Origin of the sequence: Agrobacterium pusense (assembly GCF_900102105.1) — a bacterium.
Classification (GTDB): Bacteria; Pseudomonadota; Alphaproteobacteria; order Rhizobiales; family Rhizobiaceae; genus Agrobacterium; species Agrobacterium pusense.
The window spans coordinates 481368-508254 of record NZ_FNBB01000001.1; the positions used below are offsets into that span (position 1 = coordinate 481368).

The 26887-nt window shown below is 59.3% G+C and carries 25 protein-coding genes and 1 pseudogene; 10 read left to right on the plus strand and 16 right to left on the minus strand.

The window, feature by feature from the left end:
- Positions 1–31: 31 nt before the first annotated feature.
- The 9 genes from murA to BLU28_RS02480 all read left to right on the plus strand — a co-directional run bounded on the left by murA (position 32) and on the right by BLU28_RS02480 (position 6491).
- Positions 32–1324 (plus strand): UDP-N-acetylglucosamine 1-carboxyvinyltransferase, encoded by a 1293-nt coding sequence (gene murA / locus BLU28_RS02440; protein ID WP_004439925.1) that lies wholly within the window; start codon positions 32–34, stop codon positions 1322–1324.
- Positions 1325–1438: 114 nt separating this feature from the next.
- Positions 1439–1879, plus strand: a complete 441-nt coding sequence (locus tag BLU28_RS02445; protein ID WP_004439923.1) for a DUF2948 family protein — start codon at positions 1439–1441, stop codon at positions 1877–1879.
- 120 nt (positions 1880–1999) lie between these two features.
- Entirely contained in the window at positions 2000–3298 is a 1299-nt protein-coding gene (hisD, locus tag BLU28_RS02450; protein ID WP_077986635.1) for a histidinol dehydrogenase, read from the plus strand.
- A gap of 3 nt (positions 3299–3301) precedes the next feature.
- The gene (locus tag BLU28_RS02455) at positions 3302–3775 is read left to right on the plus strand and encodes a UPF0262 family protein (protein ID WP_004439916.1); all 474 of its coding nucleotides are present in this window, start codon (positions 3302–3304) and stop codon (positions 3773–3775) included.
- A 2-nt stretch (positions 3776–3777) separates the two neighbouring features.
- The gene (locus BLU28_RS02460; protein ID WP_077986634.1) at positions 3778–4266 is read left to right on the plus strand and encodes an arsenate-mycothiol transferase ArsC; all 489 of its coding nucleotides are present in this window, start codon (positions 3778–3780) and stop codon (positions 4264–4266) included.
- Positions 4267–4410: 144 nt separating this feature from the next.
- Complete coding sequence (gene infA, locus BLU28_RS02465) at positions 4411–4629, plus strand: translation initiation factor IF-1 (protein ID WP_003503453.1); 219 nt, start codon at positions 4411–4413, stop codon at positions 4627–4629.
- Positions 4630–4660: 31 nt separating this feature from the next.
- A complete protein-coding gene (locus BLU28_RS02470) occupies positions 4661–5284 on the plus strand; it encodes a Maf-like protein (RefSeq protein ID WP_004439909.1) in 624 nt (207 codons plus the stop codon).
- A 3-nt stretch (positions 5285–5287) separates the two neighbouring features.
- Entirely contained in the window at positions 5288–5515 is a 228-nt protein-coding gene (yacG, locus tag BLU28_RS02475) for a DNA gyrase inhibitor YacG (protein ID WP_077986633.1), read from the plus strand.
- Between the two features lie 139 nt (positions 5516–5654).
- On the plus strand, positions 5655–6491 hold the full coding sequence (locus tag BLU28_RS02480) for a DUF6030 family protein (RefSeq protein WP_077986833.1): 837 nt from the start codon (positions 5655–5657) through the stop codon (positions 6489–6491).
- Positions 6492–6503: 12 nt separating this feature from the next.
- On the opposite strand, the gene galE is transcribed toward BLU28_RS02480, so the two are convergent.
- From galE to mscL, 3 genes are all read right to left on the minus strand, one after another.
- Positions 6504–7535 (minus strand): UDP-glucose 4-epimerase GalE, encoded by a 1032-nt coding sequence (galE, locus tag BLU28_RS02485; RefSeq protein ID WP_045532834.1) that lies wholly within the window; start codon positions 7533–7535, stop codon positions 6504–6506.
- Positions 7536–7869: 334 nt separating this feature from the next.
- The gene (locus tag BLU28_RS02490) at positions 7870–9036 is read right to left on the minus strand and encodes a pyridoxal phosphate-dependent aminotransferase (RefSeq protein ID WP_077986632.1); all 1167 of its coding nucleotides are present in this window, start codon (positions 9034–9036) and stop codon (positions 7870–7872) included.
- 148 nt (positions 9037–9184) lie between these two features.
- Positions 9185–9613 carry a large conductance mechanosensitive channel protein MscL gene (mscL, locus tag BLU28_RS02495; RefSeq protein WP_004439896.1) on the minus strand — a complete coding sequence of 143 codons (429 nt, stop codon included), beginning with the start codon at positions 9611–9613 and terminating at the stop codon, positions 9185–9187.
- Positions 9614–9830: 217 nt separating this feature from the next.
- Between mscL and BLU28_RS02500 the strand changes: the two are divergent.
- Positions 9831–13341: pseudogene (locus BLU28_RS02500) on the plus strand (PAS domain-containing hybrid sensor histidine kinase/response regulator).
- A gap of 54 nt (positions 13342–13395) precedes the next feature.
- Here BLU28_RS02500 and BLU28_RS02505 read toward each other — a convergent pair.
- The 13 genes from BLU28_RS02505 to BLU28_RS02565 all read right to left on the minus strand — a co-directional run bounded on the left by BLU28_RS02505 (position 13396) and on the right by BLU28_RS02565 (position 26847).
- Positions 13396–15243, minus strand: coding sequence for a methyl-accepting chemotaxis protein (locus BLU28_RS02505; RefSeq protein WP_006697661.1), 1848 nt, complete (start codon positions 15241–15243; stop codon positions 13396–13398).
- A 97-nt stretch (positions 15244–15340) separates the two neighbouring features.
- Positions 15341–16042: a transcriptional regulator VisR gene (gene visR / locus BLU28_RS02510; protein WP_034496317.1), complete on the minus strand. Its 702-nt coding sequence runs from the start codon at positions 16040–16042 to the stop codon at positions 15341–15343.
- A gap of 53 nt (positions 16043–16095) precedes the next feature.
- Complete coding sequence (visN, locus tag BLU28_RS02515) at positions 16096–16827, minus strand: transcriptional regulator VisN (RefSeq protein WP_004439885.1); 732 nt, start codon at positions 16825–16827, stop codon at positions 16096–16098.
- Positions 16828–17199: 372 nt separating this feature from the next.
- Positions 17200–18882, minus strand: a complete 1683-nt coding sequence (fliF, locus tag BLU28_RS02520; RefSeq protein WP_004439882.1) for a flagellar basal-body MS-ring/collar protein FliF — start codon at positions 18880–18882, stop codon at positions 17200–17202.
- A 128-nt stretch (positions 18883–19010) separates the two neighbouring features.
- The gene (gene cheT / locus BLU28_RS02525; protein WP_004439880.1) at positions 19011–19394 is read right to left on the minus strand and encodes a chemotaxis protein CheT; all 384 of its coding nucleotides are present in this window, start codon (positions 19392–19394) and stop codon (positions 19011–19013) included.
- Positions 19395–19407: 13 nt separating this feature from the next.
- Positions 19408–19953: a chemoreceptor glutamine deamidase CheD gene (cheD, locus tag BLU28_RS02530; RefSeq protein WP_004439878.1), complete on the minus strand. Its 546-nt coding sequence runs from the start codon at positions 19951–19953 to the stop codon at positions 19408–19410.
- Positions 19950–20339, minus strand: a complete 390-nt coding sequence (cheY2, locus tag BLU28_RS02535; RefSeq protein ID WP_003503467.1) for a chemotaxis response regulator CheY2 — start codon at positions 20337–20339, stop codon at positions 19950–19952. The genes cheD and cheY2 overlap by 4 nt, the downstream gene beginning before the upstream one ends.
- Positions 20339–21394 (minus strand): protein-glutamate O-methylesterase CheB, encoded by a 1056-nt coding sequence (cheB, locus tag BLU28_RS02540; RefSeq protein ID WP_004439876.1) that lies wholly within the window; start codon positions 21392–21394, stop codon positions 20339–20341. The genes cheY2 and cheB overlap by 1 nt, the downstream gene beginning before the upstream one ends.
- Positions 21391–22299 (minus strand): protein-glutamate O-methyltransferase CheR, encoded by a 909-nt coding sequence (gene cheR, locus BLU28_RS02545; protein ID WP_077986630.1) that lies wholly within the window; start codon positions 22297–22299, stop codon positions 21391–21393. The genes cheB and cheR overlap by 4 nt, the downstream gene beginning before the upstream one ends.
- A gap of 13 nt (positions 22300–22312) precedes the next feature.
- Positions 22313–24574 carry a chemotaxis protein CheA gene (locus BLU28_RS02550; protein ID WP_077986629.1) on the minus strand — a complete coding sequence of 754 codons (2262 nt, stop codon included), beginning with the start codon at positions 24572–24574 and terminating at the stop codon, positions 22313–22315.
- Positions 24575–24590: 16 nt separating this feature from the next.
- Positions 24591–24956: a chemotaxis response regulator CheY1 gene (gene cheY1, locus BLU28_RS02555; RefSeq protein ID WP_004439870.1), complete on the minus strand. Its 366-nt coding sequence runs from the start codon at positions 24954–24956 to the stop codon at positions 24591–24593.
- Positions 24953–25252, minus strand: coding sequence for an STAS domain-containing protein (locus BLU28_RS02560; protein ID WP_004439868.1), 300 nt, complete (start codon positions 25250–25252; stop codon positions 24953–24955). The genes cheY1 and BLU28_RS02560 overlap by 4 nt, the downstream gene beginning before the upstream one ends.
- Positions 25252–26847, minus strand: a complete 1596-nt coding sequence (locus BLU28_RS02565) for a globin-coupled sensor protein (protein WP_223215409.1) — start codon at positions 26845–26847, stop codon at positions 25252–25254. Before BLU28_RS02565 ends, BLU28_RS02560 begins: the two co-directional genes overlap by 1 nt.
- Positions 26848–26887 lie beyond the last annotated feature (40 nt).

Below are 26887 nucleotides of genomic sequence, written 5' to 3' on the forward strand. Positions count from 1 at the left end.
AAGAAAGGCGGGCACAGGCCCGTAGGGACGCATGGATCGCATCAGAATTACGGGTGGCAACAAGCTCAACGGCATCATCCCCATCTCCGGCGCCAAAAACGCCGCCTTGCCGCTGATGATCGCATCGCTGCTGACCAGCGATACGCTGACGCTCGAAAACGTGCCGCATCTGGCTGACGTGGAGCAGCTGATCCGTATCCTCGGCAATCACGGCGTGGATATTTCCGTGAATGGCCGCCGCGAAAGCCAGGGCGAAGCTTATTCCCGTACCGTGCATTTCACCTGCCGCACCATTGTCGATACCACCGCTCCGTACGAGCTGGTCTCCAAGATGCGTGCAAGCTTCTGGGTCATCGGCCCGCTTCTGGCGCGTGAGGGCCGCGCCCGCGTCTCCCTGCCTGGCGGCTGCGCCATCGGCACGCGTCCCGTTGACCTGTTCATCGAGGGCCTGCAGGCGCTCGGCGCGACGATGGAGATCGATGGCGGCTACATCAATGCCTCGGCCCCCAAGGGCGGCCTCATCGGCGCGGTCTATACCTTCCCCAAAGTTTCGGTTGGCGCAACGCATGTGATGCTGATGGCTGCAAGCCTTGCCCGCGGCACAACCGTCATCCACAACGCCGCCCGCGAGCCCGAGGTTGTCGATCTGGCGCACTGCCTGATCGCAATGGGCGCGAAGATCGAAGGCGCCGGCACCTCCACCATCACCATCGAAGGCGTCACCTCGCTTTCCGGCGCGCGCCACCGGGTTTTGCCCGATCGTATTGAAACCGGCACCTATGCCATGGCAGTGGCCATGACCGGCGGTGATGTGGTGCTGGAAGGCACGCGCGCATCGCTGCTCGACAATGCACTCGATACGCTCAGGCTCGCGGGCGCCACGATCAGCGAGACGGAAACCGGCCTGCGCGTGGTGCGCAACGGCAATGGCATTCAGCCGGTCGATGTCGTCACTGAACCGTTCCCCGGCTTCCCGACAGACCTGCAGGCGCAGTTCATGGCGCTGATGACCCGTTCCCAGGGCGTTTCCCACATTACCGAAACGATCTTCGAAAACCGCTTCATGCATGTGCAGGAGCTTGCCCGGCTCGGTGCGAAGATTTCGCTTTCCGGTCAGATGGCTCGCATCGAAGGCGTTTCCCGCCTCAAGGGTGCGCCTGTGATGGCGACCGATCTGCGCGCTTCCGTGTCGCTGGTCATTGCCGGCCTCGTGGCCGAGGGCGAGACCATGGTGTCGCGCGTCTATCATCTAGACCGCGGCTTCGAACGCCTCGAGGAAAAGCTCACCCGCTGCGGCGCGTTGGTCGAGCGCGTCAGCGATTGATCCATTCACCGCCGCTCATCCGTTTTCTACCCGTTGCACAGCGGGCCGGGACTGCCTATTTCCATTGTAAGTCATGGAAATAGCGGTCCGCACCGCACAAGAAGGAAGAAAAAGATGAGCGGCCTGAAATTGCTCGCGCTGGATACTGAAGATCTCTCCGTCATCTCGACCCATATGCAGGACAGTGTCTTCAAGCTGAAGGATGTTGCCTTCGAGCCGAAACACGGCCAGTTCACCTTTTCCGCCAACCGTTTCGTCTGGGAAAGCGCCGATAAAAAGCACCTGCCGCCGGAACGCTGCCGCACAGTTGTTTTCCTGAAGCGTGTCTCCGCCGTTCGTTCGCAGTCCATCAACCTGGCCGACAGGGAGCAGGTTCTTTCGCTTCTGGCGATACGTTTCACACCGAATGGCGAAGGCCCGGATGGCCTTGTGGAACTGGCCCTTTCCGGCGGCGGCACCATCGCGCTTGATGTCGAATGCATCGAGGCGCAGTTGACTGATGTGAGCGGTGCGTGGGAAACCGCCACCAAACCGCATCATCCCGACAGCGAATAAGCTTTCCGGACTGTCGGGACGGTTGCCTTTCCGTCCCGTTTCGATTTATGCCACATACCAGAGCCGCAATCGTTCTGCGGTAAGTCGTGCACCCCGTGGGGACAATGAAAGGGTAATGGCGTGGCAATCTGGCTGGAGCAGGCATCGGCTGATTTCGAACAGAAATTCGCTGCCTTCCTGACAACCAAGAGAGAAGTTTCCGAAGACGTCAATGCGACCGTTCGCGACATCATCAATGATGTCCGACATCGCGGCGATGCGGCCCTTGCCCATTATTCCCGGAAATTCGACGGCATCGATTTTGCCGCGGTGCCGATGCGGGTAACGACTGATGAAATCGATGCGGCGATTGCCACCGTCGACACGAGCGTGATCGAAGCGCTTGAACTCGCAGCCCGGCGTATCGAAAAACACCATGCGCGACAGATGCCGAAGGACGATATCTACGAGGACGATATCGGCGTCGGCCTCGGCTCGCGCTGGACCGCAATCGAGGCCGTGGGCCTTTATGTGCCAGGCGGCACGGCCAGCTATCCAAGCTCAGTGCTGATGAATGCCGTGCCCGCCAAGGTTGCCGGTGTGGAGCGCATCGTCATGGTCGTGCCCGCGAATGGCGGCGCGGTCAATCCGGCCGTTCTGGCTGCCGCGCGTATTGCGGGCGTCGAGGAAATCTATCGCATCGGTGGCGCGCAGGCTGTGGCGGCACTGGCTTATGGCACTGAAACCATCGCGCCGGTCGCCAAGATCGTCGGCCCGGGCAATGCTTATGTGGCGGCCGCCAAGCGTCAGGTCTTCGGCACTGTCGGCATCGACATGATCGCCGGCCCTTCCGAAGTGCTTGTCATCGCCGACAGGGATAACGACCCCGACTGGCTTGCTGCCGATCTTCTGGCACAGGCGGAGCATGATCGTGGTGCGCAATCCATCCTGATCACCGATGATGCCGAGCTCGGCAAGGCGGTGGGAGCAGCCGTCGAACGGCAGCTGAAGCGTCTCTCGCGTTCCGAAACAGCAGCGGCGAGCTGGGCGGATTTCGGCGCGATCATTCTGGTCGAAAAGCTCACCGATGCCATTCCGTTGGCCAATCGGATCGCCGCCGAACACCTGGAACTTGCCATCGATGACCCGGATGCGCTAATGGCCCACATCCGCAATGCCGGGGCGATTTTTGTCGGGCGCCACACCCCCGAAGTGATCGGCGATTATGTGGGCGGTTCCAACCATGTTCTGCCGACGGCGCGCTCGGCCCGTTTTTCCTCAGGCCTTTCGGTGCTGGACTTCGTCAAGCGCACGTCCATCCTGCGGCTTGGTCCCGAGCAGCTGCGCCAGCTTGCGCCGGCAGCCATCACCCTTGCCCGTTCCGAGGGGCTGGACGCGCATGCGCGCTCCGTCTCCATCCGCCTCAACCCGGAAAGTTAAACGATGGCGTCAGGCGACTTCCGGCTCTGCGACGTGGTACTGGACGACAGCATCGGCCGGTCCACGCCCGACGTGGAGCATGAACGCGCCGTCGCTATTTTCGACCTGATCGAAGAAAATACCTTTGAGCCTGCCGGACATGACGGCGGGCCGTACCGGCTTTATATATCGCTCGTCGATTCCAAACTGGTTTTCTCCATCAAGACCGAGGACGACAGGGATGTCTCCACCCATATCCTGTCGCTGACGCCGTTCCGACGCATCATCAAGGATTATTTCCTGATCTGCGAAAGCTATTACGAGGCGATCCGCTCTTCCACGCCGAGCCAGATCGAGGCGATCGACATGGGCCGGCGCGGCATCCACAATGACGGGTCGCAGACGCTGATGGACCGGCTGTCCGGCAAGATAAAGGTGGATTTCGACACGGCGCGCCGGCTCTTCACCCTTGTCTGTGTGCTTTATTGGCGGGGTTAGAGATGAGCGATCCTGCCGCAGCGCCAAACGAGGGACGAGCGCCGAAATCGGTCCTGTTCATGTGCGGCATGAATTCCATCCGCTCCCCCATGGCCGAGGTGATCGCCAAACGATTGGTCGCGCCCGGCATCTACATCCAGTCGGCAGGTGTGCGGGCGGGCGAGCGCGACCCCTTCGTGGATGCGGTGCTGGAGGAGCAGGGTTTTTCGCTCGGCAAGCACAAACCGCGTACTCTGGAAGAGATCGAGGATGATTTTTTCGATCTGATCATTACATTAACACCAGAAGCTCATCACGCCGCACTGGAACTGACGCGCTCGAACTCTCTCGATGTGGTCTATTGGCCCACCATGGATCCGACGGTGGTCACTGGCACGCGGGAGCAAATACTCGACGCCTATCGTGAGGTGCGGGACCATCTTGCAAAACTGATTGCCGAACGCCTGCCGAAGCGACAACAGCCGGTGGCGGATACGCTTTCAAAAGACTGAAAACTGCCTCGGCCTGTTAAAATCGATCGCGATTTTCAAGCCGATGCTTTAGAGGTTCACAAATGTGCCGGGATTGTGTAGTTTCCGCGCAATTTTCCCGGACAGGACACGGTCCGGCACTATCAACAGGAAGAAAACCCTTACATGACAAAAGAAGAAGTCCTTGAATTCCCGGGCATCGTAACCGAATTGCTGCCGAACGCAACATTCCGCGTGAAGCTTGAGAACGACCATGAAATCATCGCCCATACGGCGGGCCGCATGCGCAAGAACCGCATCCGCGTTCTCGCAGGCGACAAGGTTCTGGTCGAAATGACGCCTTACGACCTGACCAAGGGCCGCATCACCTATCGCTTCAAGTAATCCGTTTCCGCATCCTACGCCCGGCAGCGCAATGACGAATTCAAAACAAAAGCTCGTTCTGGCTTCTGGATCGCCGCGGCGTCTGGAGCTGCTGCATCAGATCGGCATCGAGCCGGCTCGCCTGATGCCGATGGATATTGACGAGACGCCCGTCAAGCTCGAGCATCCGCGAACGCTCTGCCGCCGTCTTTCCTTGCAGAAAGCGGAAGCGGCGCAGGCGGCGCTGAAAAACGAGCAGGCCTGGAAGGACGCCTATGTTCTGGGGTCCGACACGGTCGTTGCTGTCGGTCGACGTATCGTGGGCAAGGCCGAATATACGGAAGAGGCTTCAGCGGCCCTGCATCTTCTTTCCGGGCGCAGCCATTGGGTCTATACCGGCATCTGCCTCGTAACCCCGGGCGGCAAGATCCGGCAGAAAGTGGCGGAGACCAAGGTACGCTTCAAACGCCTGTCGACCCGTGAGATCGATGCCTATATCGCCTCCGGGCAATGGCGCGGCAAAGCGGGCGCTTATGGTATTCAGGGCATCGCCGGCGCGTTTGTGCAGAAATTGACGGGCTCTTACACCAATGTCGTCGGTCTGCCGCTCTATGAGACCATGTCGCTTCTTGCCGGTGAAGGGTTCGAGGTGACGTCTGGCTGGCTGGAGGGATAGGCTGTGGCAAAATCCTCCACCGAAGGCGCTGGAAACGTTACGCCGCTCCGCAAATCCCAACCGTGCCCGGAATGCGGCCGACCATCGACGCGGGAAGACTACCCGTTCTGCTCGGATCGCTGCCGCTCGCTCGATCTCGCCCGCTGGCTGAACGGTTCCTACGCCATTCCCGTAGCGGATGATGAGAGCAGCGCCGGCGGACGGGATAGTGACAAGAATTCCTCCGACTGAGGACATCCGCCGGACATTTCGGCGGAACCAGATATTTTAGAACTTTTACTCGCAATTGATATTCGCCGGACCGCCAATGGTCCGATAATTCGCTCCAAACCGGCTGATGCCTATAACAGACAGCCAACAGGGTCCCATGATGGACGCAGGCCCGCAAAAGAGAGTCAGTCTCCGCGCGCTGCTTGTTGCGGTGCTCGTCGTCTGTTTCGCCATATCGGCCACGGTTCTGCTCGCCAATGACAAAAAGCATCTGAGAAGCCTGCTCACCTATCTCAATCTGGCGCCCGCTCCTCTTTCCGCCGTACCATCTGCCAGGGCAAAACCCGTCAAACGGCAGAAGCCTGCCGCGAGAACCATTTATCTGCCACCTCACCTGCTGAAATTCGAGCGCAATGGCGCCAGAGCGTCTTTCGCCCGCGATTTCATCATCTCCGGCAAAGACCTTTGCGACCGGTTCACGGCCGAAGGCTTCACCAGCCCGCGAGGCTGGCACCCTAGTCCGGTGAATAACCGCAGCTTCGAATGTATGGCCGATCTGGGCGAGGCAACGACGGCGGACCCGGCTGGCGCGGCATCGCTTTTCCTGGAAATCCGCGGTGAGGTTTCCGGGGAAATCCGGTCCGTGAGGCTGAAGGCAGTTGCGCCGCAGACATCGGCCGGACGCGCTGTCAACGCGAAGCTTGCGGCAGCACTTGCCATGATTATCGAGCAGACCCGTTGGAGAGATATTGGCTCGGTGCTTGAACCGGCGCAGAAGATGCAACCGTATCAGGCGCGACACTTCGGCATTTCGGCCTCCGTGAAGCCGGAATCCACTGCGCCGCACCGCGTGAATGTGATTTTGCTCGCGACCGAAACTTCGGCCGGGCTGAAGCTGACACGCAGTTTCTTCGATCGTGGTCGATGGCTTCGCCCCGCCAGCGCGTCAGACCGCCCGACTGACTATCGTTCAGTCAAGAAAAACAGGGCAAGGTAATGCGCAGCCGGTTCATCCTATCGCCGCCAGTTTACGCCGTATCGGCGGAATCATCTCGTTTTTCTGGGCCTGGCGCTTGGCCTCCCATTGCAACGCGGTGCGGACGATGGTCGAAAGATCGTTGAAGCGCGGACGCCAACCAAATTCCGACTGGATGCGTCCCGAATCCGCCACCATGGTGGCGATGTCGCCGGCCCGGCGCGGACAGTGGATGACCGGAAAATCATGTCCGGATTCCCGCTGCACGGCATGCAGGACGTCAAGCACCGAATAACCGACGCCATAACCGCAGTTGAGCGTTCTTGTGCCGCCGCCGGCGCGCAAATGGGCCATGGCCAGCATGTGCGCTTCGATGAGGTCGCTGACATGGATATAGTCGCGAACGCCGGTGCCATCGGCTGTAGGATAATCCGTCCCGTAAACCTCCACGTGATCCCGGCGCCCGGTTGCAGCTTCGCATGCCACCTTTATGAGATTAGCGACGCCTGTTGGCGAAGGTCCGGCGCGACCCTGGGGGTCGGCTCCGGCCACATTGAAGTAACGCAACGCCACGTAGTTGAAGTCATGTGCGCGCACGACATCGCGCAGCATGATTTCAGAAGCGAGTTTCGACAGACCGTAGGGATTTTCGGGGCTGAGGACCGACGTTTCCGGCACCGGGCCTTCGAAAGGCTGGTTTCCATACACAGCGGCTGTGGAGGAGAAGATGAAATTGCGGATATCATTCCGCACCGCGGCAGCGACAAGCGCGCGGGTGGTGCCGGTGTTGTTTTCGTAATATTCGAGCGGCCGGCTGATGGATTCGGGAACGCTGACGGAGCCGGCGAAATGGAAAATGGTCTCGATCTGGTTTTCTTCGAAAATCTGGTCGAGCAACGCGGGATCCGCCGCATCGCCGAGATAAAAACGCGCCGCTGGCGCGACGGCCCAGCGCGATCCGGTCGAAAGCCGATCGACAACGACGACTTCTTCCCCGGCATCGAGCAAAGCCCACACCATGTGGCTTCCTATATAACCGGCCCCACCCGTGACCAGAACAGCCATGACACTACTTCCCTGTTTGCTTTTCTTGAGCTCATCAAAGCCAATAATTCTTCATCATTGATTACTTGCACAGCGAATACCCAACCAATCCTCCGCCTCTGTGAAAAGGTGGCTTACGATTGGTTAGTGCGATGCAAGGCATTTTATTTATTGTATGAAAATGTTCTCATAGACGGAACGAGGGCGCATTAGCACAAAAAAACCCGCACGTCGATGGCTACGCCGTGGGGTTGTAATTTTCGCGCTTCGGCGTGATGCCCAAAGGCGAGCCGGACAGAGGCGTGCCGATGCTATGTAGGCGCCGCGAAAGGGCAGAGATGCCGGTGAGCGAGGCTTACCGACTAAGGATGTAAGAGGCCAGCCTGTCGGCCGCGTCTTCTATCTGCCTGGGGTTGCGCAGGAAGCAGGCGCGGAGGAACAATTCTCCCCCTGGGCCGAAGGCAGTTCCGGGCGCAAGGCCGACGCCGGTCTTATCGACGATATCAATCGCGGTTGCGCGGCTGTCCGTCACTCCATCGACCTTGAGGAAGGCATAAAGAGCGCCATCCGGTTTCAGAGTTTCGACACGGTTCGTTGCAATCAAGGCGTCACAGAGAATATCGCGTGAGGTCAAAGCGCGCTCGTAATTCTCGCGAATGAAACCATCGCCCTTCTCGAGGGCCGCGATCGCGCCGCGCTGCATGAATTGCGCCACGCCTGACGTGGAATATTGGATAAGGTTTTCGATCACCTGGCCGATGACTGGCGGGGCGACAAGCCAGCCGACCCGCCAGCCGGTCATCGACCAGTTCTTCGAGAAGGAATTGGCGAAGACGATCTTGTCGTCCGGCTCCATCACATCGAGGAAGGACGGCGCGCGGCTGCCGGAATAATGATAAAGCGCATAAATCTCGTCGGCGACGATCCAAAGATCATGTTTGCGGGCAAGCGCCAGAACATCACGGAGATTGTCTGCCGTCGCTGTCCATCCAGTCGGGTTGGAAGGCGTATTGATGAAAAGCGCCTTCGTCTTGCGGGTAATCGCGCTTTCCAGCCTGTCGATATCGAGATCCCAGCGGCCATCACGAAAATCGATGCCGACCGGAACCGCCTTCGCCCCTGCCACACCGATGGCGGCAACGATATTCGGCCATGTGGGTGAAAGATACACCATCTCGTCGCCCGGTGACGTCAATGCCTGAACGGCAAGCACAATCGCCTGCATACCTGAACCGGTCGCATAAAAATGCTCCGGCGGCAGCGATGCCGCGAAATGGCGTTCGTAATAACGGCTCAGCGCCTGGCGCAGTTCTGGAATACCGCGCTGCCAGGTATAGAAGGTCTCGCCATTGTTCAGACCATCGATGGCGGCCTGATTGATGAAGTCGGGGCTTGGCAGATCGCCTTCGCCGACCCACAGCGGCAGGAGGTTGTCCCGCCCCCGGGCATAATTCACGACTTCGACAATACCGCTCTCGGGAGCCGCCAGAGAGCGCGCACTCAGACTGTTCAAAATGGACATTAAAGACACTCCGTTTGGTGCCTTCTTATCGCATCGCACCCGCCATGTGCATGATAATCCGTGAGGCGGCCATGGATTTTCTTTATGGATCATCCCGGCAGGAGATCGCCGGCCGCATGGGCCGGCGGTTAAACCAGATATATCTGGCTCAGCGCGTCTTCAGCAGATCGCGAATTTCGGTAAGCAGCCTCACGTCCTCCGGCGGCGGGGCAGCTGCCGGCTTTTCCTCGACCTTCTTGCGTTCGACGGAATCGCGAAGCTTATTGACGCCCTTCACCATCAAGAAAATGATCCAGGCGAGGATGAGGAAGTTGATGAGAACGGTCAGAAAGTTACCGTAAGCGAAAACGGCGCCCTGCTCGCGGGCTGCGGCGAGCGAGGTGGCATTGACGTTAGAGCTCAGTGGCAGGAAGTAGTTCGAGAAGTCGAACCCGCCGAAGATTGCGCCGACAATAGGCATGATAAGATCGTTGACGACGGAGTCGACGATCTTGCTGAAAGCGGCACCGATAATAACACCCACGGCAAGGTCCATGACATTGCCGCGGGCAATGAAGGTTTTAAATTCGTTAAGCATTCAGATTGTCCCTCTCGTGCTTTGCGAGCTGAAGCTATGTGACTGTCCCTACACCTTCAACCATACAGATTCCCTTACACTTTTGGAATTCGTCAAGATTGCATTTATCGGGTTTTTTGCGCGCTGATCTTGAACTTTATGATCAGACCGCGCTCATTCTCAATGGCGCGGATTTCGCCTATGCTTGATATCAGGGAACTCTTGCATGGGAGGATGCGTGCTTCCTGGGTGGATCATATTCGGTTCGGCTTTCGCCTATATCCTTCTGCTGTTTGCTGTTGCGAGCTACGGGGACAGGAAGAGCCGTAAGAGAAACGCGCCGAAAAAGGGGCGTTCGTTCGTCTATGCGCTCAGCCTTGCGATCTATTGCACCTCCTGGACCTATTTCGGTGGTGTTGGGCTTGCAGCCGACAAGGGACTGGAATTTCTTGGCATCTATACCGGGCCTATCCTTGCCTTCACCCTTGGCATGCCAATCATCCGACGCATCGTTGAGCTTGCCAAAACGGAAAAACTCACCTCGGTTGCAGACTTCATTGCCGCCCGTTATGGCAAGAATTCCACCGTGGCGATGATTGTCGCCATCATCGCGCTCGTCGGCGCCATTCCCTATATCGCGCTGCAGCTGAAAGCGGTTTCCAGCTCGGTGGCGACGATGGTCGACCCCGGTGATTACGGCATCGGCAGCGGCAACCTCTATTTCCTCGATCTGCCGCTTGTTGTCACCATTGTCATGGCGGGCTTCGCCGTCATGTTCGGCACCCGCCACACGGATGCAACCGAACATCAGGACGGGCTCCATACTGGCGATCTCGATGGAATCGCTGGTCAAGCTCGTCGCCATGTGCACCGTCGGCTTCTATGTGCTCTTCGTGCTCTTCGATGGTCCCGCGCATCTATGGCAGCTCGCCTCCGCCAATGAACAGGCGATGCAGGCCATCTCCTATCACACGCCCGTCAGCCGCTGGATCGTCATGACCCTGCTTTCCGGCTTCGCCATCATCCTGCTGCCGCGTCAGTTCCATGTCACAGTCGTGGAAAACCGGACGCCGGAAGAGTTGCGCATGGCGGGGTTCCTGCTACCGCTCTATCTCATCGCCATCAACATCTTCGTACTGCCGATCGCTCTTGCCGGCATTCTGACGCTCGGCGCCAATGGCGACGCCGATCTCTACGTGCTGCAATTGCCGCTCAACCATCAGATGCCGGTCGTGTCCCTGATCACCTTCATCGGCGGTTTTTCGGCCGCGACCGCGATGGTAATCGTCGCGTCGGTCGCGCTGTCGATCATGATTTCCAATGACATTGTCATGCCGATCTTCCTGCGACAGAAGCTGTTGAATCGCTCACCGCACCGGGACAACTTCGCCAAGACCCTGCTCAACATCCGCAGAACGGCGATCTTTGCCGTTATGCTGCTAGGTTATGGTTATTATCGCGCCGCCGACAGCGCCACGGGTCTCGCCTCCATCGGCCTGCTGGCCTTCGCTGCAATTGCCCAGATGGCCCCTGCCCTTTTCGGCGGCCTCTTCTGGCGGCGGGCCAATGCGCGCGGCGCAATCGCGGGGTTGAGTTCCGGCTTCTTCGTCTGGGCCTATCTGCTTTTCCTGCCGAGCTTCGGCGGGCCTGACAATTCCGAGGTTGCGGCGAATATTCTCGGCTTCCTGTTTTCCGGCAGCACCGTGTTCAACGGGCCTGAAGCCGATCCATTCGTGAATGCAGTCATTCTCAGTCTTCTCGTCAACAGCATGGCGTTTGTGCTCGGCTCGCTTTCGCGCAATCCAAGACCGGTAGAACGCATTCAGTCCGGTATCTTCGTCAAGCGTCATTCAAAATCGCAATTCGCCACCCGCGGCTGGAAAACCCGTGTCAGCGTCGGCGATCTGAAAAGCGCGATCGCCCGCTATCTCGGCGAGGAGCGCATGCTCCGTTCATTGGCCACCTATGAAAAAACGGCCGGCAGAAAGCTGAATGACGACCAGCCGGCGGACATGGCGCTGATTCACTTCTCCGAACAGTTACTCGGCAGCGCCATCGGCTCTTCCTCCGCCCGCCTCGTGCTCTCGATCATTCTGCAGAAGGCGGAAGACACCAGCGCAGACACGGCGTGGCTGCTCGACCAGGCAAGCGAAGCGCTGCAGTATAATCAGGACATGTTGCAGACGGCGCTGGCGCAGATGGACCAGGGTATCGCCGTTTTCGATAGCTCCCAGCAGCTGACGATCTGGAACCGGCGCTTTCGCACTCTTCTGGACCTGCCCGAGCAGTTCGGCCAGGTGGGCGTACCACTAACCGATATCGTCTCCATGCTGCAGGAACGAGGCGACATGCCGGCCGGTGATACGGAACAGTTGATCACCAGCTTTCTGACCATGGACCTGCCATTCCCTCTGGTGCTGGCGGGCGGCGAACGCATCATCGAGGTGCGCTCCAACACGATGCCGGACAAGGGCATTGTCGCAACGTTCACCGACATTACCCAGAGGGTGGCAAGCGATCAGGCGCTGAAACAGGCGAATGAAACGCTGGAACAGCGCGTGGTGGAGCGGACCGCCGAACTGACCCGCGTCAACCGCGCGCTGGCTGAGGCGAGAGCGGCAGCCGACGAGGCGAATATCGGCAAGACGCGGTTTTTCGCCGCCGCCGGCCACGATATTCTCCAGCCACTGAATGCCGCCCGTCTCTATTCATCCTCGCTGGTCGAACGCCTCGGAGAATCTGGAGAAAGCGAACTCGTGCAGAATATCGACTCGGCGCTGGAATCGGTCGAGACCATCCTTGGCGCGGTGCTCGATATTTCCCGTCTGGATACCGGCTCGATGAAGGCGCGCATGACATCCGTTCCGCTGAACGACTTGCTGAAGCGGATCGAGACCGATTTTGCGCCGATGGCGCAGGAGAAGAACCTCGACCTCGTGGTCATGCCGACTTCGCTGACGGTACGGTCTGATCCCAACCTCCTGCGGCGTCTGATACAGAACCTGGTTTCCAACGCCATCAAATACACGTTGAAGGGCAAAGTGGTTGTCGGCGCGCGCCGCCGGGGCGGCGAAGTGGTCATTCAGGTGACGGACTCCGGCATCGGCATACCCGCCTCCAAGTTCCGCACGGTCTTCAAGGAATTTGCCCGGCTGGACGAAGGTGCAAAAACGGCCTCGGGGCTCGGCCTTGGTCTTTCCATCGTCGACCGGTTGTCGCGCATGCTGCACCATCCGGTTCAACTGATTTCCACGCCGGGCAAGGGCACGACCTTCCGTATTCACCTCACGCGTGAGGAAGATCGTGTCGCACCCGCGAAGTCGGGCGGCCCCATCGCCAATCCTGCTGCCAGCGATCGCCTCCAGGGCGTGCGGGTGCTGTGCATCGACAACGAGCCGAAAATCCTTGAGGGCATGACGCTCTTGCTGACGGGATGGGGCTGCGACGTTTTACCAGCGGGATCCGTAGCGGCGCTGGAAGAACCATTTCTTTCTCTGACCGCAGCACCCGACGTCATCGTCGCTGATTATCATCTTGATGATGGCGATGGCATCAGCGCCATCCGCCTCATCAGGACATTTTATGGCAAAACGATCCCGGCTCTGCTGGTAACGGCGGATCGCAGCCCGGAAGTGCGCAGCGATGCCGAAAAATACGGGATTGCCGTCCAGCACAAACCGGTGAAACCGGCGGCGCTGCGCGCCTATATCAACCAGATATCCAGTACCGTGCGGGCAGCGGCCGAGTAAAAACTCCCGGACCTTGCGATCCGGGAGCGGTATCTATCTTCAAAAACCGGCGTATCAGGCCGCTTGATTGTACCGGTCTCGGCCTGTCGCCGAGCCCTGCTCCATCTGGAACCGCTGCACGAGTTCGAGAAGCGCCTTGACTTCACCGGACAGTATCATGCTGGCCGCGCTTGACTGTTCGGCAAGCGCTGCGTTCTGCTGGGTCATCTGGTCCATCTGGTTGACGGAGCTGTTGACGTTGTGAAGTGCGGAAGACTGATCCTGCGTTGCCGTCGCAATGGTTTCGACATGCTGGCTGACGGTAACGATCTGCTGGCTGATGGCGGAAAGAACCGTGCCCGCCTCCTGCACCAGCTTCGACCCGGAACTGACCTCATGCGTCGACTGGTTGATGAGCTGCTTGATCTCGCGGGCTGCGTCGGCGGAGCGCTGTGCAAGCTCGCGCACTTCCTGCGCCACGACGGCGAAGCCCTTGCCGGCCTCACCAGCACGTGCGGCCTCGATACCGGCATTGAGCGCCAGAAGGTTGGTCTGGAAAGCAATGTCATCGATGACCTCGATGATCTGTTCGATCTTGCGCGAGGCGTCTTCGATGCGGCCCATGGCGTCGACGGCATTGCTGACGACCGAACCGGAGCTGTCGGCGCTCTGCTTGGTAATGCGAACGGCCTCATTGGCCTCGCGCGCCCTTTCAGCCGATGACTTGACGGTAGCGGTGATTTCCTCGACAGCGGCAGCGGTCTCCTCCAGCGAGGCGGCCTGGTTTTCGGTACGCTTCGACAGATCGACCGAAGATTGCTCGATTTCGATACCGCTGTGCTGAATGATGAGCGTACGCTCCCGGATCTGACCCAGCGCATCCCGCAGGTTGAGCAGGGAACTGTTGAAGTCCGTGCGCAGCCGGTCGAGGCGACCCGAGAAGGGCGTATCAATCGTACGGCTAAGATCGCCACGCGATAGCCTGCCGAGACCGGACGCAATCTCGTCGACCGCGAATTCGATCTGGCCGTCCAGCTCCCGTTTCTCGGCGTCATTGCGGTAACGTTCGGATTCGGCCGCAGCACGTTCCTCGGCGCTCTTGCCCTCAATCGCCAGTTTCTCAAGTGCATTTTCGCGGAAAATCACCAAAGCGCGGGCAATGTTGCCAAACTCATTGGTGTTGGTGGCATAGGGGATCGGTGTATCGAGATTGCCGTCCGAAAGGGACTTCACTGCATCGGTCAGCTTGCCCAGGGGCTGAAGCGTACGCTTGATGACGAAATAGGCGAGCAAACCGACGCCAAGCATGGCGAGCCCGCCACAGATCAGCATCATGTCGCGCAGGCTGTATATCTGCGCATCGTAGACATCCATGGGAACACCCACGAACAGAATGCCGACGGTTGCGCCGGTTTTGTTCGTAACGGGCATATAACCCGTCATGTAGCTGGTGCCGAACAGCGTCGCGGTGCCAAAATAGGATTCACCCTTGGAGACTTTTTCGAAAGCGGGATGATCGGTCGCAAGCTTGGTTCCTGCTGCTCTCTCGCCCTTTTCGTTCTTCAGATTGGTGGTCATGCGAATGAATTCGCCGCCTCTGGCTTCAAAAACAGTGGAGATGCCACCGTTTCCGGCTGCGGTGCGGTCAACGAGATCATTATCGCGCATCGTTCCGATGCTGGCGCGGCCCACGCTCTTGAGGTCGCCATCCACCAATTCGAGGGCAACACCACCAACTTTCAGTTCGTAAAGGATCGCCATGCTGCGCATTGCGCTGTGCGTATCACGCAGCGCGGTGGTGATGATATTGTCCTTCAAGCGAATGTAAGTCGAAAAACCAACCGCCGCCACGCTGAGCGCGATCAGACCGATCGTCAAAGCTACGACCTTGCCAGCAACGGACTTAAAGAGCCGGTTGTGCATGAAACAGTTCCCCAAAGCCAAACTTATAAAAGTTCTAATGGGCAACTGTTAAAAAAACGCGAAGTGCCGGCGAAGTGGGCGGTAGACCCGCCCGCCGTTAATGGATGTAGCCGAGCCGGATGGCTTTCGCGATCGCCTGGATACGGTTGACGGAATCAAGCTTGATAGTCGCCGAACCAAGATAGGCGTTGACGGTGTGGACCGACAGCCCGAGCTTGACCGCGATTTCTTCGCTGATACGGCCATCGCCCGCCAGTTGCAGGCAGGCGATTTCCCTCTCGCTCAACGCTTCCGAGGGCGCCGCCTTGCGCTCGTCCAGCGCCAGCATATCGACCATGATCTCGCAGCACTTGATGTGCTGTTCGATCACCACTTCATTGTCGAGAACGAGATTGGTGCCGCAGAAGACGATATAGCCGTTACCAATGGTGCCGAGGCGCACCGGTAGCGCCAGACCCGCATAGGGCAACGTATCGTTCTCGATCCGGCGCAGAAGCGCAGGCACGTCGGGGAGATCGGCAAAACCGCCGGCATTCTTGTTGCGCCAGATGACCGGCAGAAGCGACGTCTCGATGTGATCGAGAAGAATATCGCCGACAGCGCGAATGAACTGCGTGCTCTGCTCCGCGGCATTCATGCCCCAGTTTTCCAGCTCGCAGGTCAGCTTCTTCTTGTTGGGGAAACCGGAAGCGGCCGCCTTCGTCACCACGAAATTGCGCGCGCCGACCAGCTTCTGCATGGCGACAAGCTTCGGAAACAGATCCGACCGGCTCGTCACGACAGGGCTGCGGTAAAACATGCCCGTTTGACCAGTACCCTCATTGTCTTTCGTCTGTACCATCCGTCCGACCATCATACGAGGTTGTTGCGCACGGCGTAGGCAATTGCCTCCGAGCGGGTTTTTGTCGCAGTTTTACGCATCACGCTTGTGATGTAATTATTGATCGTATTGCGTGAAATGCCAAGGATCATCGCAATTTCGTCACTCGTCTTGCCTTCCGCGATCCAGAAAAGGCACTCCAGCTCGCGCTCGGTGAGGTCGATATCGCGCACGGCTTTTGCCTCGCTGGCAATGCCGAAACTGACGCAATAGCCCGTCAGAAGCGCGATTTCACGCAGGCGTTCCGGCGACGGAACCGCTTCCTCGGGGAACAGCAGCAGGAGAGAAAGGCGAATGCGCCCCACGCAGAAAGAGAGCGCAGAATACTGCCGGTCTATGCCATAGGGAACCGAAACGTCCTCTGGAAGCAAGAGCAGCCGCGGCTGCAGAAGCGAAAGGCATTTTTCCATTTCGCTCGAACGGTTCTGGCTATTGGCAAGCTCAACGCCCAACCGGCGCACCAGATCGAAAGGCCAATCGGATGTGACTATGAATTTAAGCCCGGTTTCTTCGAGAAGGTCATCCCGCGCCAGCAGGTAGTGCGAGGCGCCAGCGTAAGTCACGAGCAAATCAAGCGCGCCTGCAACGTTACCGGCAGCAGCCGTGGCTGCGACGTTCTTGGCAAGCTGATCACGCGGCAGGGGCTTACCCATGCCCTCCATAGGCTTGGCAGACAGCCTGCGGATATCAACATCGACTTTCAATCGCCTACGCCCTCTTGCTCCCAGTGGGAGATTATACCTCGGGATGGAATCATTCCATTCGAGAAGCTTACCAAAATGGGACGGCAAGCCCCCGGAGACCGAATCATTTCATTTTATGGAACGGACTGGGATTTGCCATTACCTGACACCAGCCTTTCCACGTATTTCACCGTTCGTCTATTGCTAAAAAAACATACTGAAAAGCTGTTCAATCCATAAACGGCATTCTCAGCCAATTCCCAGCAAACTGTATCGTTGCTGAATTTTTTGTAAACACTGTCCTAAAACGAGATTGCCACGATGCGTCCGCCAAGGATAGCGAAAAGCCCAAAAACGGAAAAAAGGCCGGGTAAAACTCCGGCCTTTTCGATATTACGCTGCTTTTTCCACTGCCCATTTGCGCAGAATCTTGGCGGCTCTTTCCTCGCTGATTTCCACCATGCGAGAGAGCCTGCGTTCGGGCCCTTCGCGTACCCGGCGGTTGAAGGTGCCTTCGCCATCGCCGCCCGCCAGAAGATCGTCGGTGCTGTCGAAGCCGAAATCCGCCCCGAACCCTTCCATGAGACCGCCCGCGCCCGCATCCATGCCGGGAGAGAAGTCCGGCAGTTCGAGACCGGCGGCTTCCTGGCTGAGTTGGCCTGCAGCCGCGCCATTGCCGGTAACCGTGCGGACCAGCGGGCGTACACCGAGCCAGACGACAAGGAAGGCGACCGCGACAAAGGCGAGGGAATTGATGATGCCGGCGGAATTGCGGCTCAGCACTTCCATGACACCCGGTCCGCTGGCGGCCTCGTCAAGCAATTGGGTTTCGAGGAAATCCATTGCAGTCAGGGTGACCATGTCGCCACGGTCGGACGAAATGCCGGCGGCGGAGGTGACGATCTTCTGCATTTCGGCGAGGTAGGCGTCGATCTTGGCCTGATCGGCGGGTTCACCGACCATCTTTGCGATACGCCCCTTGTTGACGACCACCGCGACGGAAATCTTTTCGACCGTATAGCCGTTCTTCACCGTGGCGACCGTCTTCGAGTTGATCTCGTAGTTGGTCTGTTCTTCTTTCTTCGCCGATTCGTCCGACGATTGCGGCGTGCTGCCGCCGCCCTGAGGTGCGGCCTGCGGAACATTCTGCTCCACCGTCGCGGCCGTGTCGGGCTGCGTTTCCTGCGACTTCTGGTCTTCTTTGACGGTCCGCACCGACCGTTCGACACGCGATTCCGGATCGTAGACGGTTTCCTGAATCTGGCGGCTGTCGGTATTGAGCTGCGCCGTCACGCTCGAGCGGAAATTGTCCATGCCGAGGAAGGGCGCCAGTGCCTTGTCGATATTGGTCTCGATTTCCTGCTGAACGTTCTGCGCCAGCGTCAGCGAACGGTTCATGGCGGCATTGGTGACGTCGTCACCGGACGCCAGAAGCTGGCCCGTGGAATCGAGCAGGGTCACATCGTCGACTTCAAGGCCGGGAACGGCCGAGGCAACGAGGTGACGAATGGAAGCGGAGGCCTTGCGGCCAGCGGAGGCGCTCGCACGGATCATGACAGATGCGGTGGGCTTCTGTTCGCCGCGGCGGAAATTGCCGACGTCAGGCATGACGATATGCACGCGTGCGGCTGCGATGCCATCGATCTGCTGGATGGAGCGGCCGATCTCACCCTCAAGGGCGCGAACGCGCGTCACTTCCTGCATGAAGGAGGTCAGGCCTAGAGAACCGACATTGTCGAAAAGTTCATAACCGGCATTGGCGCTGTCGGGCAGGCCACGTTCAGCCAGAAGCAGCCGCGCCTTGCTGGTAAGCCCGACCGGGACCTGAAGGCTGGAACCATCGGTCCCCACCTGAAAGTCGAGACCCGACTCGGCGAGCGCAATGCTGATCTTGTTGAGGTCGCTCTTTTCAAGCCCCACATAAAGGGTCTCGTAAGCGGGACGGTTCACATAAAGCGCTGCAGCGAGGATAATGGCCATGGACACAACGCCCACGCCGCCCAACATCAGCAGCCGCGTCTGCCCCAGCGCCGCGACATTCTTCAAGACCTGAGGGATTTGATTTAACAGATTCATTCTGTTCCGCACCGTCATTCATAGAGTCCGAGACCTTTTGGCCCCGTGATGACAATAGGGTGCGAAGCTTGCGCGAGCGTTGCCTTTCTCCGCATTCTGCGAAGAGGCAGGCGCCGCTGGAAACAGCGCTAGAAGAGGTCGAAGTCGCCGGAGGCCTTGTCGAGCGGCTGGGAATGGCCGTGGCGGAAGGCCGCGCCGAGCGCCTTCTGCATTTCAGCAAGCTTGACGAGGCTGAGCGCGGTGGAGACATCCACGATCCAGTCACCCGGGATGGAGCCGGTGATGGTGTCTATGAACTCGGCCAGGCCACGCGTCTTCTGGACCGCAAGGTCGATGCCCTGCAGCAGCTTGACGCCTTCGCTCGACAATTGGCCGCTGGTCACCTCAAGCAATTGCGGCTCGATGCGCTCGATGAGATAGGCGACATCGTGCAGTTCCGATACCACACGCATCAGAACATCCGGCAGGGCTTCTTCGAACGGAGTGGTGGCGGTGTGCTCTGCAAGCTGCATTGGAAACTCCGTACTAGAAAAATTCGATATCGTTGGCGACGGGTTTGGGCGCCGGCACCGGACGCGTTTCCATGGCCACCGTCTTCTGTGTTTCCGCGCCGCTGAGCGGATGCTGGCGGGCGCGGCCCGAGACCGGCCAGAATTCGATCTTGCGGCCATGTTCCCCGCCCGTGGAGGAGCTTATGACTGGAATGCCTTCATCCTTGAGAAACTTCATGGCGAATATGGCATTCTGCTCACCGACATTGGAGAAGCTGGCGATCGTCTTCGCGCCGCCGAAAATCTTGGCCTCCAGCCGGTCACGACGGGCGCCCTGCTTCAGCAGGCCGTTGATCAGAAGTTCCATGAGATGCACGCCATAACGCGTCGCATCTCCGCCGGTCACGCTACCGGTTCCCGGCAGCAGGAAGTGGTTCATTCCTCCAACGCCGGAAACGGGGTCTCTCAGACAGGCAGCCACGCACGAACCGAGTATCGTCGTCAGCACCACATCGGGATCGCTGACGACCTTATACTCGCCCTGAATTATATGTACGCGCTTGGCTGCAGCTTCAATCATTTCAGCGATCCGAAAACCGCTTCGATGGCAGCACGCATCTTGTCGATGGTGAAGGGCTTGGCCAGCACGTTGTTGGCGCCGAGCTGGGCAGCCTTCTGCACCAGCGCGCGGTCGCCCTGCGCGGTGAGAATGATGAAGGCGGCCTTCTTGGTGGTCGGATTGGCCCGCACGGCGTGCAGGAAACCGAGGCCATCCATCTTCGGCATGTTGAAATCGGAGATGACGAGATGATGGGGCTGCTGCTCCATGATCTTCATTCCCTGCTCGCCGTCACCTGCGGCGGTGATCTGCTTGAAGCCGAGCTGTGTCAGCGCATCGCTGAGGAGCAGCCGGCTGGTCACCTGATCGTCAACGATCAGAACTTTGATCTTTTCTGCGAGAGACATTAGTCAGCACCTTCTTTGCGGGCAGTGGTTAGTTTGAGGATTTCTTCGCCGATGGAGCCCAGCGGCAATTGCTGTTCAACCGCGCCTAACTCGTAGGCCACACGGGGCATGCCATAGACGACACAGGTTTTTTCGTTCTGGCCGACGGTACGCGCACCGGCATGGCGCATTTTCAGAAGTCCGGCGGCACCATCGCGCCCCATGCCGGTCAGGATGACGCCGACGGCGTTGCGTCCGGCAAGTTCGGCTACAGAGTCGAACAACACATCGACGGAGGGCCGATGGCCGTTGACGGGATCGCGCTCCACGAGCCGGCAGCAGGGCGCCGAACGATTGGCGATCTGCAGGTGACGCTCGCCGCCCGGCGCGAGGTAGATCTTGCCGGTCTGCAGGCGGGCACCATCCGTCGCCTCTTCCACCACGGGAGCGCAGATGCGGTTCAGCCGTTCTGCGAAGCTCTTCGTGAAGGTGGGCGGCATATGCTGGGTAATTACGGTCGGCGGGCAATTGGCCGGGAATTTCTGCAGCACCGCGATCAACGCTTCGACACCCCCCGTGGACGAACCGATGGCCACGACCTTGCGCCCCGCCCGATATTCGCTGACCGGAACCGGCTGCGGCGCGGCTGCGGCTTCCGGCCGCGCCGCACGGTAAGCAGCGTGTTGGGAGCGCGCGGCAGCCTTCACCTTGTCAGCCAGATCGCCGAAGGGGCGCGCATCGCCTGGTGCCGGCTTGCCGACACAGTCGAAGGCGCCGATTTCGAGTGCCGCGAGCGAGGCGTCCGCCCCGCGATGTGTCAGCGACGAGACCATGATGACCGGCATGGGCCGCAGGCGCATGATCTTTTCGAGAAACTCCAGCCCGTTCATTTCCGGCATCTCGATGTCGAGTGTCACGACATCGGGATTGAGCTGCTTGATGGCGGCACGCGCTTCCATGGCGTTGCCGGCCTGCCCGACGACCTCGACCTCCGGATCGGCCTTGAGCACAGCCGAAATCAGGCCGCGCATGGTCGGACTATCATCGACGACGAGTACCCGTGCGAGTGCGCTCATGCCTTCCTCCCCGAAGCGTGACCGATGTAGCGATAGGTGGTGATACCCGTATTATCGAACAGGTTCTTGGCGTCACCGGAGACACGTTCGGAATGACCGATATAAAGATGACCACCTTCCGGCAGCAGGCCTGCAAAACGCGACCAGATGCGCATCTGCGTCGGCTCGTCGAAATAGATGACGACGTTGCGGCAGAAGATGACGTCGAAATTGCCCTTGAAGGGCCATTGCGTCATCAGGTTCAATTCATTGAAGGTGATGAGGCGCTTGACCTTGTCGTCGATCTGGAACTTGCGGCGGCCGCCAGCATCCACTTCCGTGAACCATTGCTTGCGCAGGGCGGGAGACACGGTTTCGAGCGCATTATCGTCATAGACCCCGGCACGGGCCTGCGCCAATATTTTCGGGTCGATATCCGTGGCCAGGATTTTGAAGTCGTAATCGGCTGCATTCGGAAACATGGCGAGCACGGTGAGCGCTATGGAATAGGGCTCCTGTCCGTCGGAGCAAGCAGCGGACCAGATGCGAACACGCCCGCCGCTCTTAGCCCTTGCAATGAGGCCAGGAAGAACCTCGTCACGCAAATGTTCGAAATGATGGTTTTCGCGGAAGAAGCGGGTGAAATTCGTGGTCAGGTGCGACAGCATTTCGCGCCGCGCCTGCGCGCCATCTGGAGATGACACCAGAACGCAATATTCACGAAAGCCCGAAAGGCCGAGATTACGGATGTGTTTCGACAGGCGGGAGTAAACCAGCGACGCCTTGGTGTCGTTGAGATAGATGCCCGCATCGGCATAGATCATCGCCGCGATTTCCGAGAGGTCACGTCTCGTCAGCGGGTACTCACCGCTGGCAAGAACGTCATCCGGAGACTGGCGCTGGTCGTTGAAATTAAGTGCTGCCATGAATAATCCGCTTTCAACCCGCCGCCGCGAGCGACATTTCCTGCTTCAAGGGCTGTCCGCGCGAGGCGCTGACGATGGCATCGACATCCAGAATGAGAGCGACGCGCCCGTCGCCGAGAATCGTTGCGGCGGCAATGCCCGGAACATGGGTATAGTTGGCCTCCAACGACTTGATGACAACCTGGCGCTGACCCTGGATCGCATCGACCATCAGGGCACGCTGGCCGCCGCCTTCCGATTCCACCAAAAGAGCAACGCCTTCGACCGGATCGGCCTGGGTCGGGCGGAAATTCAGCACGCGGCCGACATCCACCAGCGGGCAGAAGGAGTTGCGGATGGAGATCAGCCGCTGGTTCGCACCGAAGGAGTGAATGTTCTTCGCTTCCGGCTGCAGGGTTTCCACGATCGCGGTCAACGGCACCACCAGTGTCTGGCCGGCAACCGTCACCACCATGCCGTCGAGAACGGCAAGCGTCAGCGGCAGGCTCATGGTGAAGGTGGAGCCTTGGCCGGGGCGCGAGGAGATGTTGATGCGACCGCCGAGCGCCTGAATGGAGCGCTTGACCACGTCCATGCCCACACCGCGGCCGGAAATGTCGGAAATCTTGTCGGCGGTCGAGAAGCCGGGGGCGAAGATGAGATTGTCGATCTCTTCATCCGTCAGGTTCGCATCGGCAGCGATGAGATCGTTGTCGATCGCCTTCTGGCGCACGCGCTCGCGATTGATGCCGGCACCGTCGTCCTGAAGCTCGATAAGGATGCGGCCGGAGCGGTGTTTGGCCGAAAGCTTGATAGTGCCTTCCGGGTTCTTTCCAGCGGCTTCGCGCTTTTCGGGCGTTTCGATGCCATGATCAACGGCATTGCGGATCATATGCGTCAGCGGTTCGGCCAGCTTGTCGATGACCGTCTTGTCGACTTCGGTGTTCTCACCTTCGGTGACAAGACGGATCTGCTTGCCGATCATGTCGGCGACTTCGCGAACGATACGCGACATGCGCTGGAACACCGGTTTTACCGGCTGCGCACGGATCGCCATGACGCTGTCCTGGATTTCGCGCGTCAGCTGCTGCAGCTCGTCGAGACCCATATTGACGGCTGACGTACCGCTCGCATCGTTTTCGATGACGCTCTGCGACAGCATCGCCTGATTGATGACGAGCTCGCCGACGAGATTGATCAGGCGATCGACACGGTCGAGATCGACGCGAATGGTCTGGCCGGCACTTGCATTGGCAGCGGCATTGGCGTTTGCCTGCGCTGCGGCAGGTGCTGCCGCAGCTTCACGCTTTTCGATGGCGGCATTGACGCTCTGGGCGATCTGCGTCGTTGCGACGGCCGTTTCGACAGCTACTGCAACATAAGACGCTTCCGCCGTGGTGACTTCAACAACGGGCTGCTCTTCCGCGCCGCTATCAAGCGCCGAAAGGTCGAACGGCACGGGGATCATCGGGAGTTCTTCCTCGTCGGCAGCGGCCTCCGAAAGAACTGGCGTGATTTCGAGATCGCAATCCCATTCGGCAAATTCGAAGACGCTGCGGATACCTTCTTCACCCTTGTCGGTCGTGATCGAAACCGTCCAGGAGAGATAGGATGCTTCAGGATCGAGTTTGTCGAGCGAAGGCAGCTCGGACATGTCGCAATTGATGCTCATCTCCCCAATGCGGGAAAGATCGCGCAGCAGAAGCGCCGCCTCGTTGCCCTTTGAATAAAGCGATGCATGCGGCTTGAAGGTGATCTGGAAGGATGGCGCTTCCATCAGCGGCGTGGTTTCGTCGGCAAAGTCCGTGAAGGAGAAGGGGATCGGCTCGAAGCCGCTCTCATCCGTCGGTTTGGCCTTCACGGATTCCGGCGCCTTTACTGCGACGGGAGCGGGCGCGGATGCCGGAACGGCTTCGCCGTTTGCCAGCGCCTCCAGTTCCTTCACGAGGCCACGGGTGCGGCTTTCATCGACGCTGCCACCGTCTCTTGCGGCATTGGTGAGGTCTGCCAGCACATCGGCAGAGCGCAGCATGACTTTGAGAACATCCTGCGTCGGTTCCAGCTTGTTGGAACGCACGCAGTCGAGGGTCGTTTCAAAGACGTGCGCAAAGGCCACGAGATCATCGAGACCGAAGGCACCTGCCCCGCCCTTGATAGAATGAACGGCACGGAAAACGGCGTTGACGGTTTCCGGATCACGGTCGCCGTCATTCAATTTAAGAAGCCCCGATTCCAGTTCGGCGAGCTGCTCCTCGCATTCCTGGAAAAAGATTTCCTTGATTTCGTTCATATCCATCGTGAAATGTCCCGTATCAGGCGGTTACGCGCTCAATGGCATCGATGAGTTTGGCAGGGTCGAACGGCTTGACGATCCAGCCCGTCGCACCGGCCTGGCGGGCGCGGTTCTTCTTCTCTGCATCGCTTTCGGTCGTCAGAACGAGGATAGGGATCGCCCGGTACTTTTCGTTGCGACGAACACCCTCTATGAAACCGAAACCGTCGAGACGGGGCATGTTGATGTCAGTCACGATGACGTCGGGGTTGCTCTGCTCGAGCACTTCGAGGCCCTCGACGCCGTCTTCGGCCTGAATGGTTTCGAAACCGGCATTGTTGAGCGTGACCAGGAGCATGTTCCTGATCGTCCGGGAATCATCCACGGTAAGAACTTTTTTCTTCACTTTTGCATCTCCTTCAGGAGCAAATGATCGATATCGACGCCTATCAGTTTCATGGTCTTGTCGAATGCATCGGACACGCTGGCAAAGCCGAAGCGTTTGCCGTCCTCTTCCCAGGATTTGGCGCCGGCCATGAGGACCTGCGCACAAAGGGCGCCGATACGTTCCACCTCTGACGCGTCCACCGACAGCGGTGCTCCCCGCAACGTCATCAGCTTGCCGTGCAGGGCCGATGCTTCGTTGAGGTCCAGCACCGGTGACAGTTTCAGCGTCGCCTCAGCTGCTTTTCTGGCTGCCATTACATGACTCCCTGACGTCTGAATTGTTGGTAATCCTGGCGGTAATCCGTGCGGCTATCCTCACGGGCCATAAATGATGATTGCTGCCGATCCGCACCGGTGGCGGCAGCGAAATGTTCCTGGCGGGCAATACGAAATTCGCGCACGGTGCGGCCGAGTGCCAGAATGACGGTTTGAAGCGTGTCGGCCTCGGAGGCGCTCGCGCTGATATCGACGGCATTGCGGTCCGCCTGCCGCTGCTGCCCGCCAATATCGGCGGCAACAGATTGCAGTTCACCGGCCTGCTCGGCCGTGTGCCGCGAGACTTCAGCGATCATGTCGTTGATGCCCGAGACTTGCCGGACGACGCCGCCGATCGCGTCCTGTGTGCGGTTGACCATGCGGACGCCGCCCTCGACCTGGGTCTTCGTGGTTCCGACAAGGCTCTTGATCTCCCTTGCGGCATCTGCAGACCGCTGGGCGAGCGCCCGGACTTCCTGCGCGACGACAGCGAACCCACGACCGCTTTCACCCGCACGCGCCGCCTCGATGCCGGCATTGAGCGCGAGAAGGTTGGTCTGAAAAGCGATCTCGTCAATCGTGCCAATGATCCTGCCGATCTGTTCGGCGGATTGTTCGATGTCCGACATGGCGTCGATCGCCTCGCCGATCGCACGGCCGCTTTCGACGGCCGCGTCGCGGGCGCTCGAAACCGCCTTTTCCGTCGCCGCAATGCGAGCGCCGTTTTCGGCAACGTTCCCGATCAGGGCCTGAATCGCATGCGAGGTTTCGGCAAGGGCTTCGGCCTGCCGGCGTGAACGCTCGGCAATGGAACGGCCGATATCGGCAAAACGTCCGCTCAAGGCCTCCGCCTCGCCGACGCTGTTATGGGCCGCCGTCAACGACGCGCCTATGGTTTCAAGGGCCGTGTTGAATGTTGTCGCGACATCCCGATAGGCGTCTGGAACGTCACCGTCTATCCGTGCGTGCAAATCGCCTGCCGCAAAAGCTTTCAACGCGACGCCGAAGAGGTTTGCCGCTTCAGCCCGGTCATTGTCGCGTTGTTCCTGAAGTTCGCGGCCATGACGCAGGCGTAGTTCATTAAAGCGCAGCGAGACCGCTATCTCGGTATCGACCATCACAAGGCGGACGACATTCTTTACCGCTTCGGCGAGCTCACGGCTCTTCTTGCGGCTACCCGGTAGGATGGATCGGGGCGCGTGTTCCGCCACCAGTCCACCAACGAGGTGCTCCAGAACGACGGCGTGGCTGGCGATTTGCCAGCGCGGATCGAGACCCATGCGGCTGGCATTGTCGGAAAGCACCTTCACCCGCTCGGCATAAAGCGCATCGAAACGTGCATCCGTCAAAACGCTCCAGTGCGACGATTGCAGATCGTGCAGGCGTTCGAGCTGGTTTTCGCTGTCGAAGGACGGGGAACAGTCCGGCATGGACTGGAAACGGGTCATCACATCGCGCAGGCCGGCCTTGACGTAAGGCTCCAGCATGCCGCGATAGCTGCGCAGGAAGTCGGATTGCGTCTCATCGAGGCCGGCAAAACGCAACCGCCCCGCCAGGCTTCCGCCTGCCGATCTGCGCGCTTGATCTGATGGCAAGTCCTGCCCCAACCGACGTCCCCAACAACATGACGGCCGG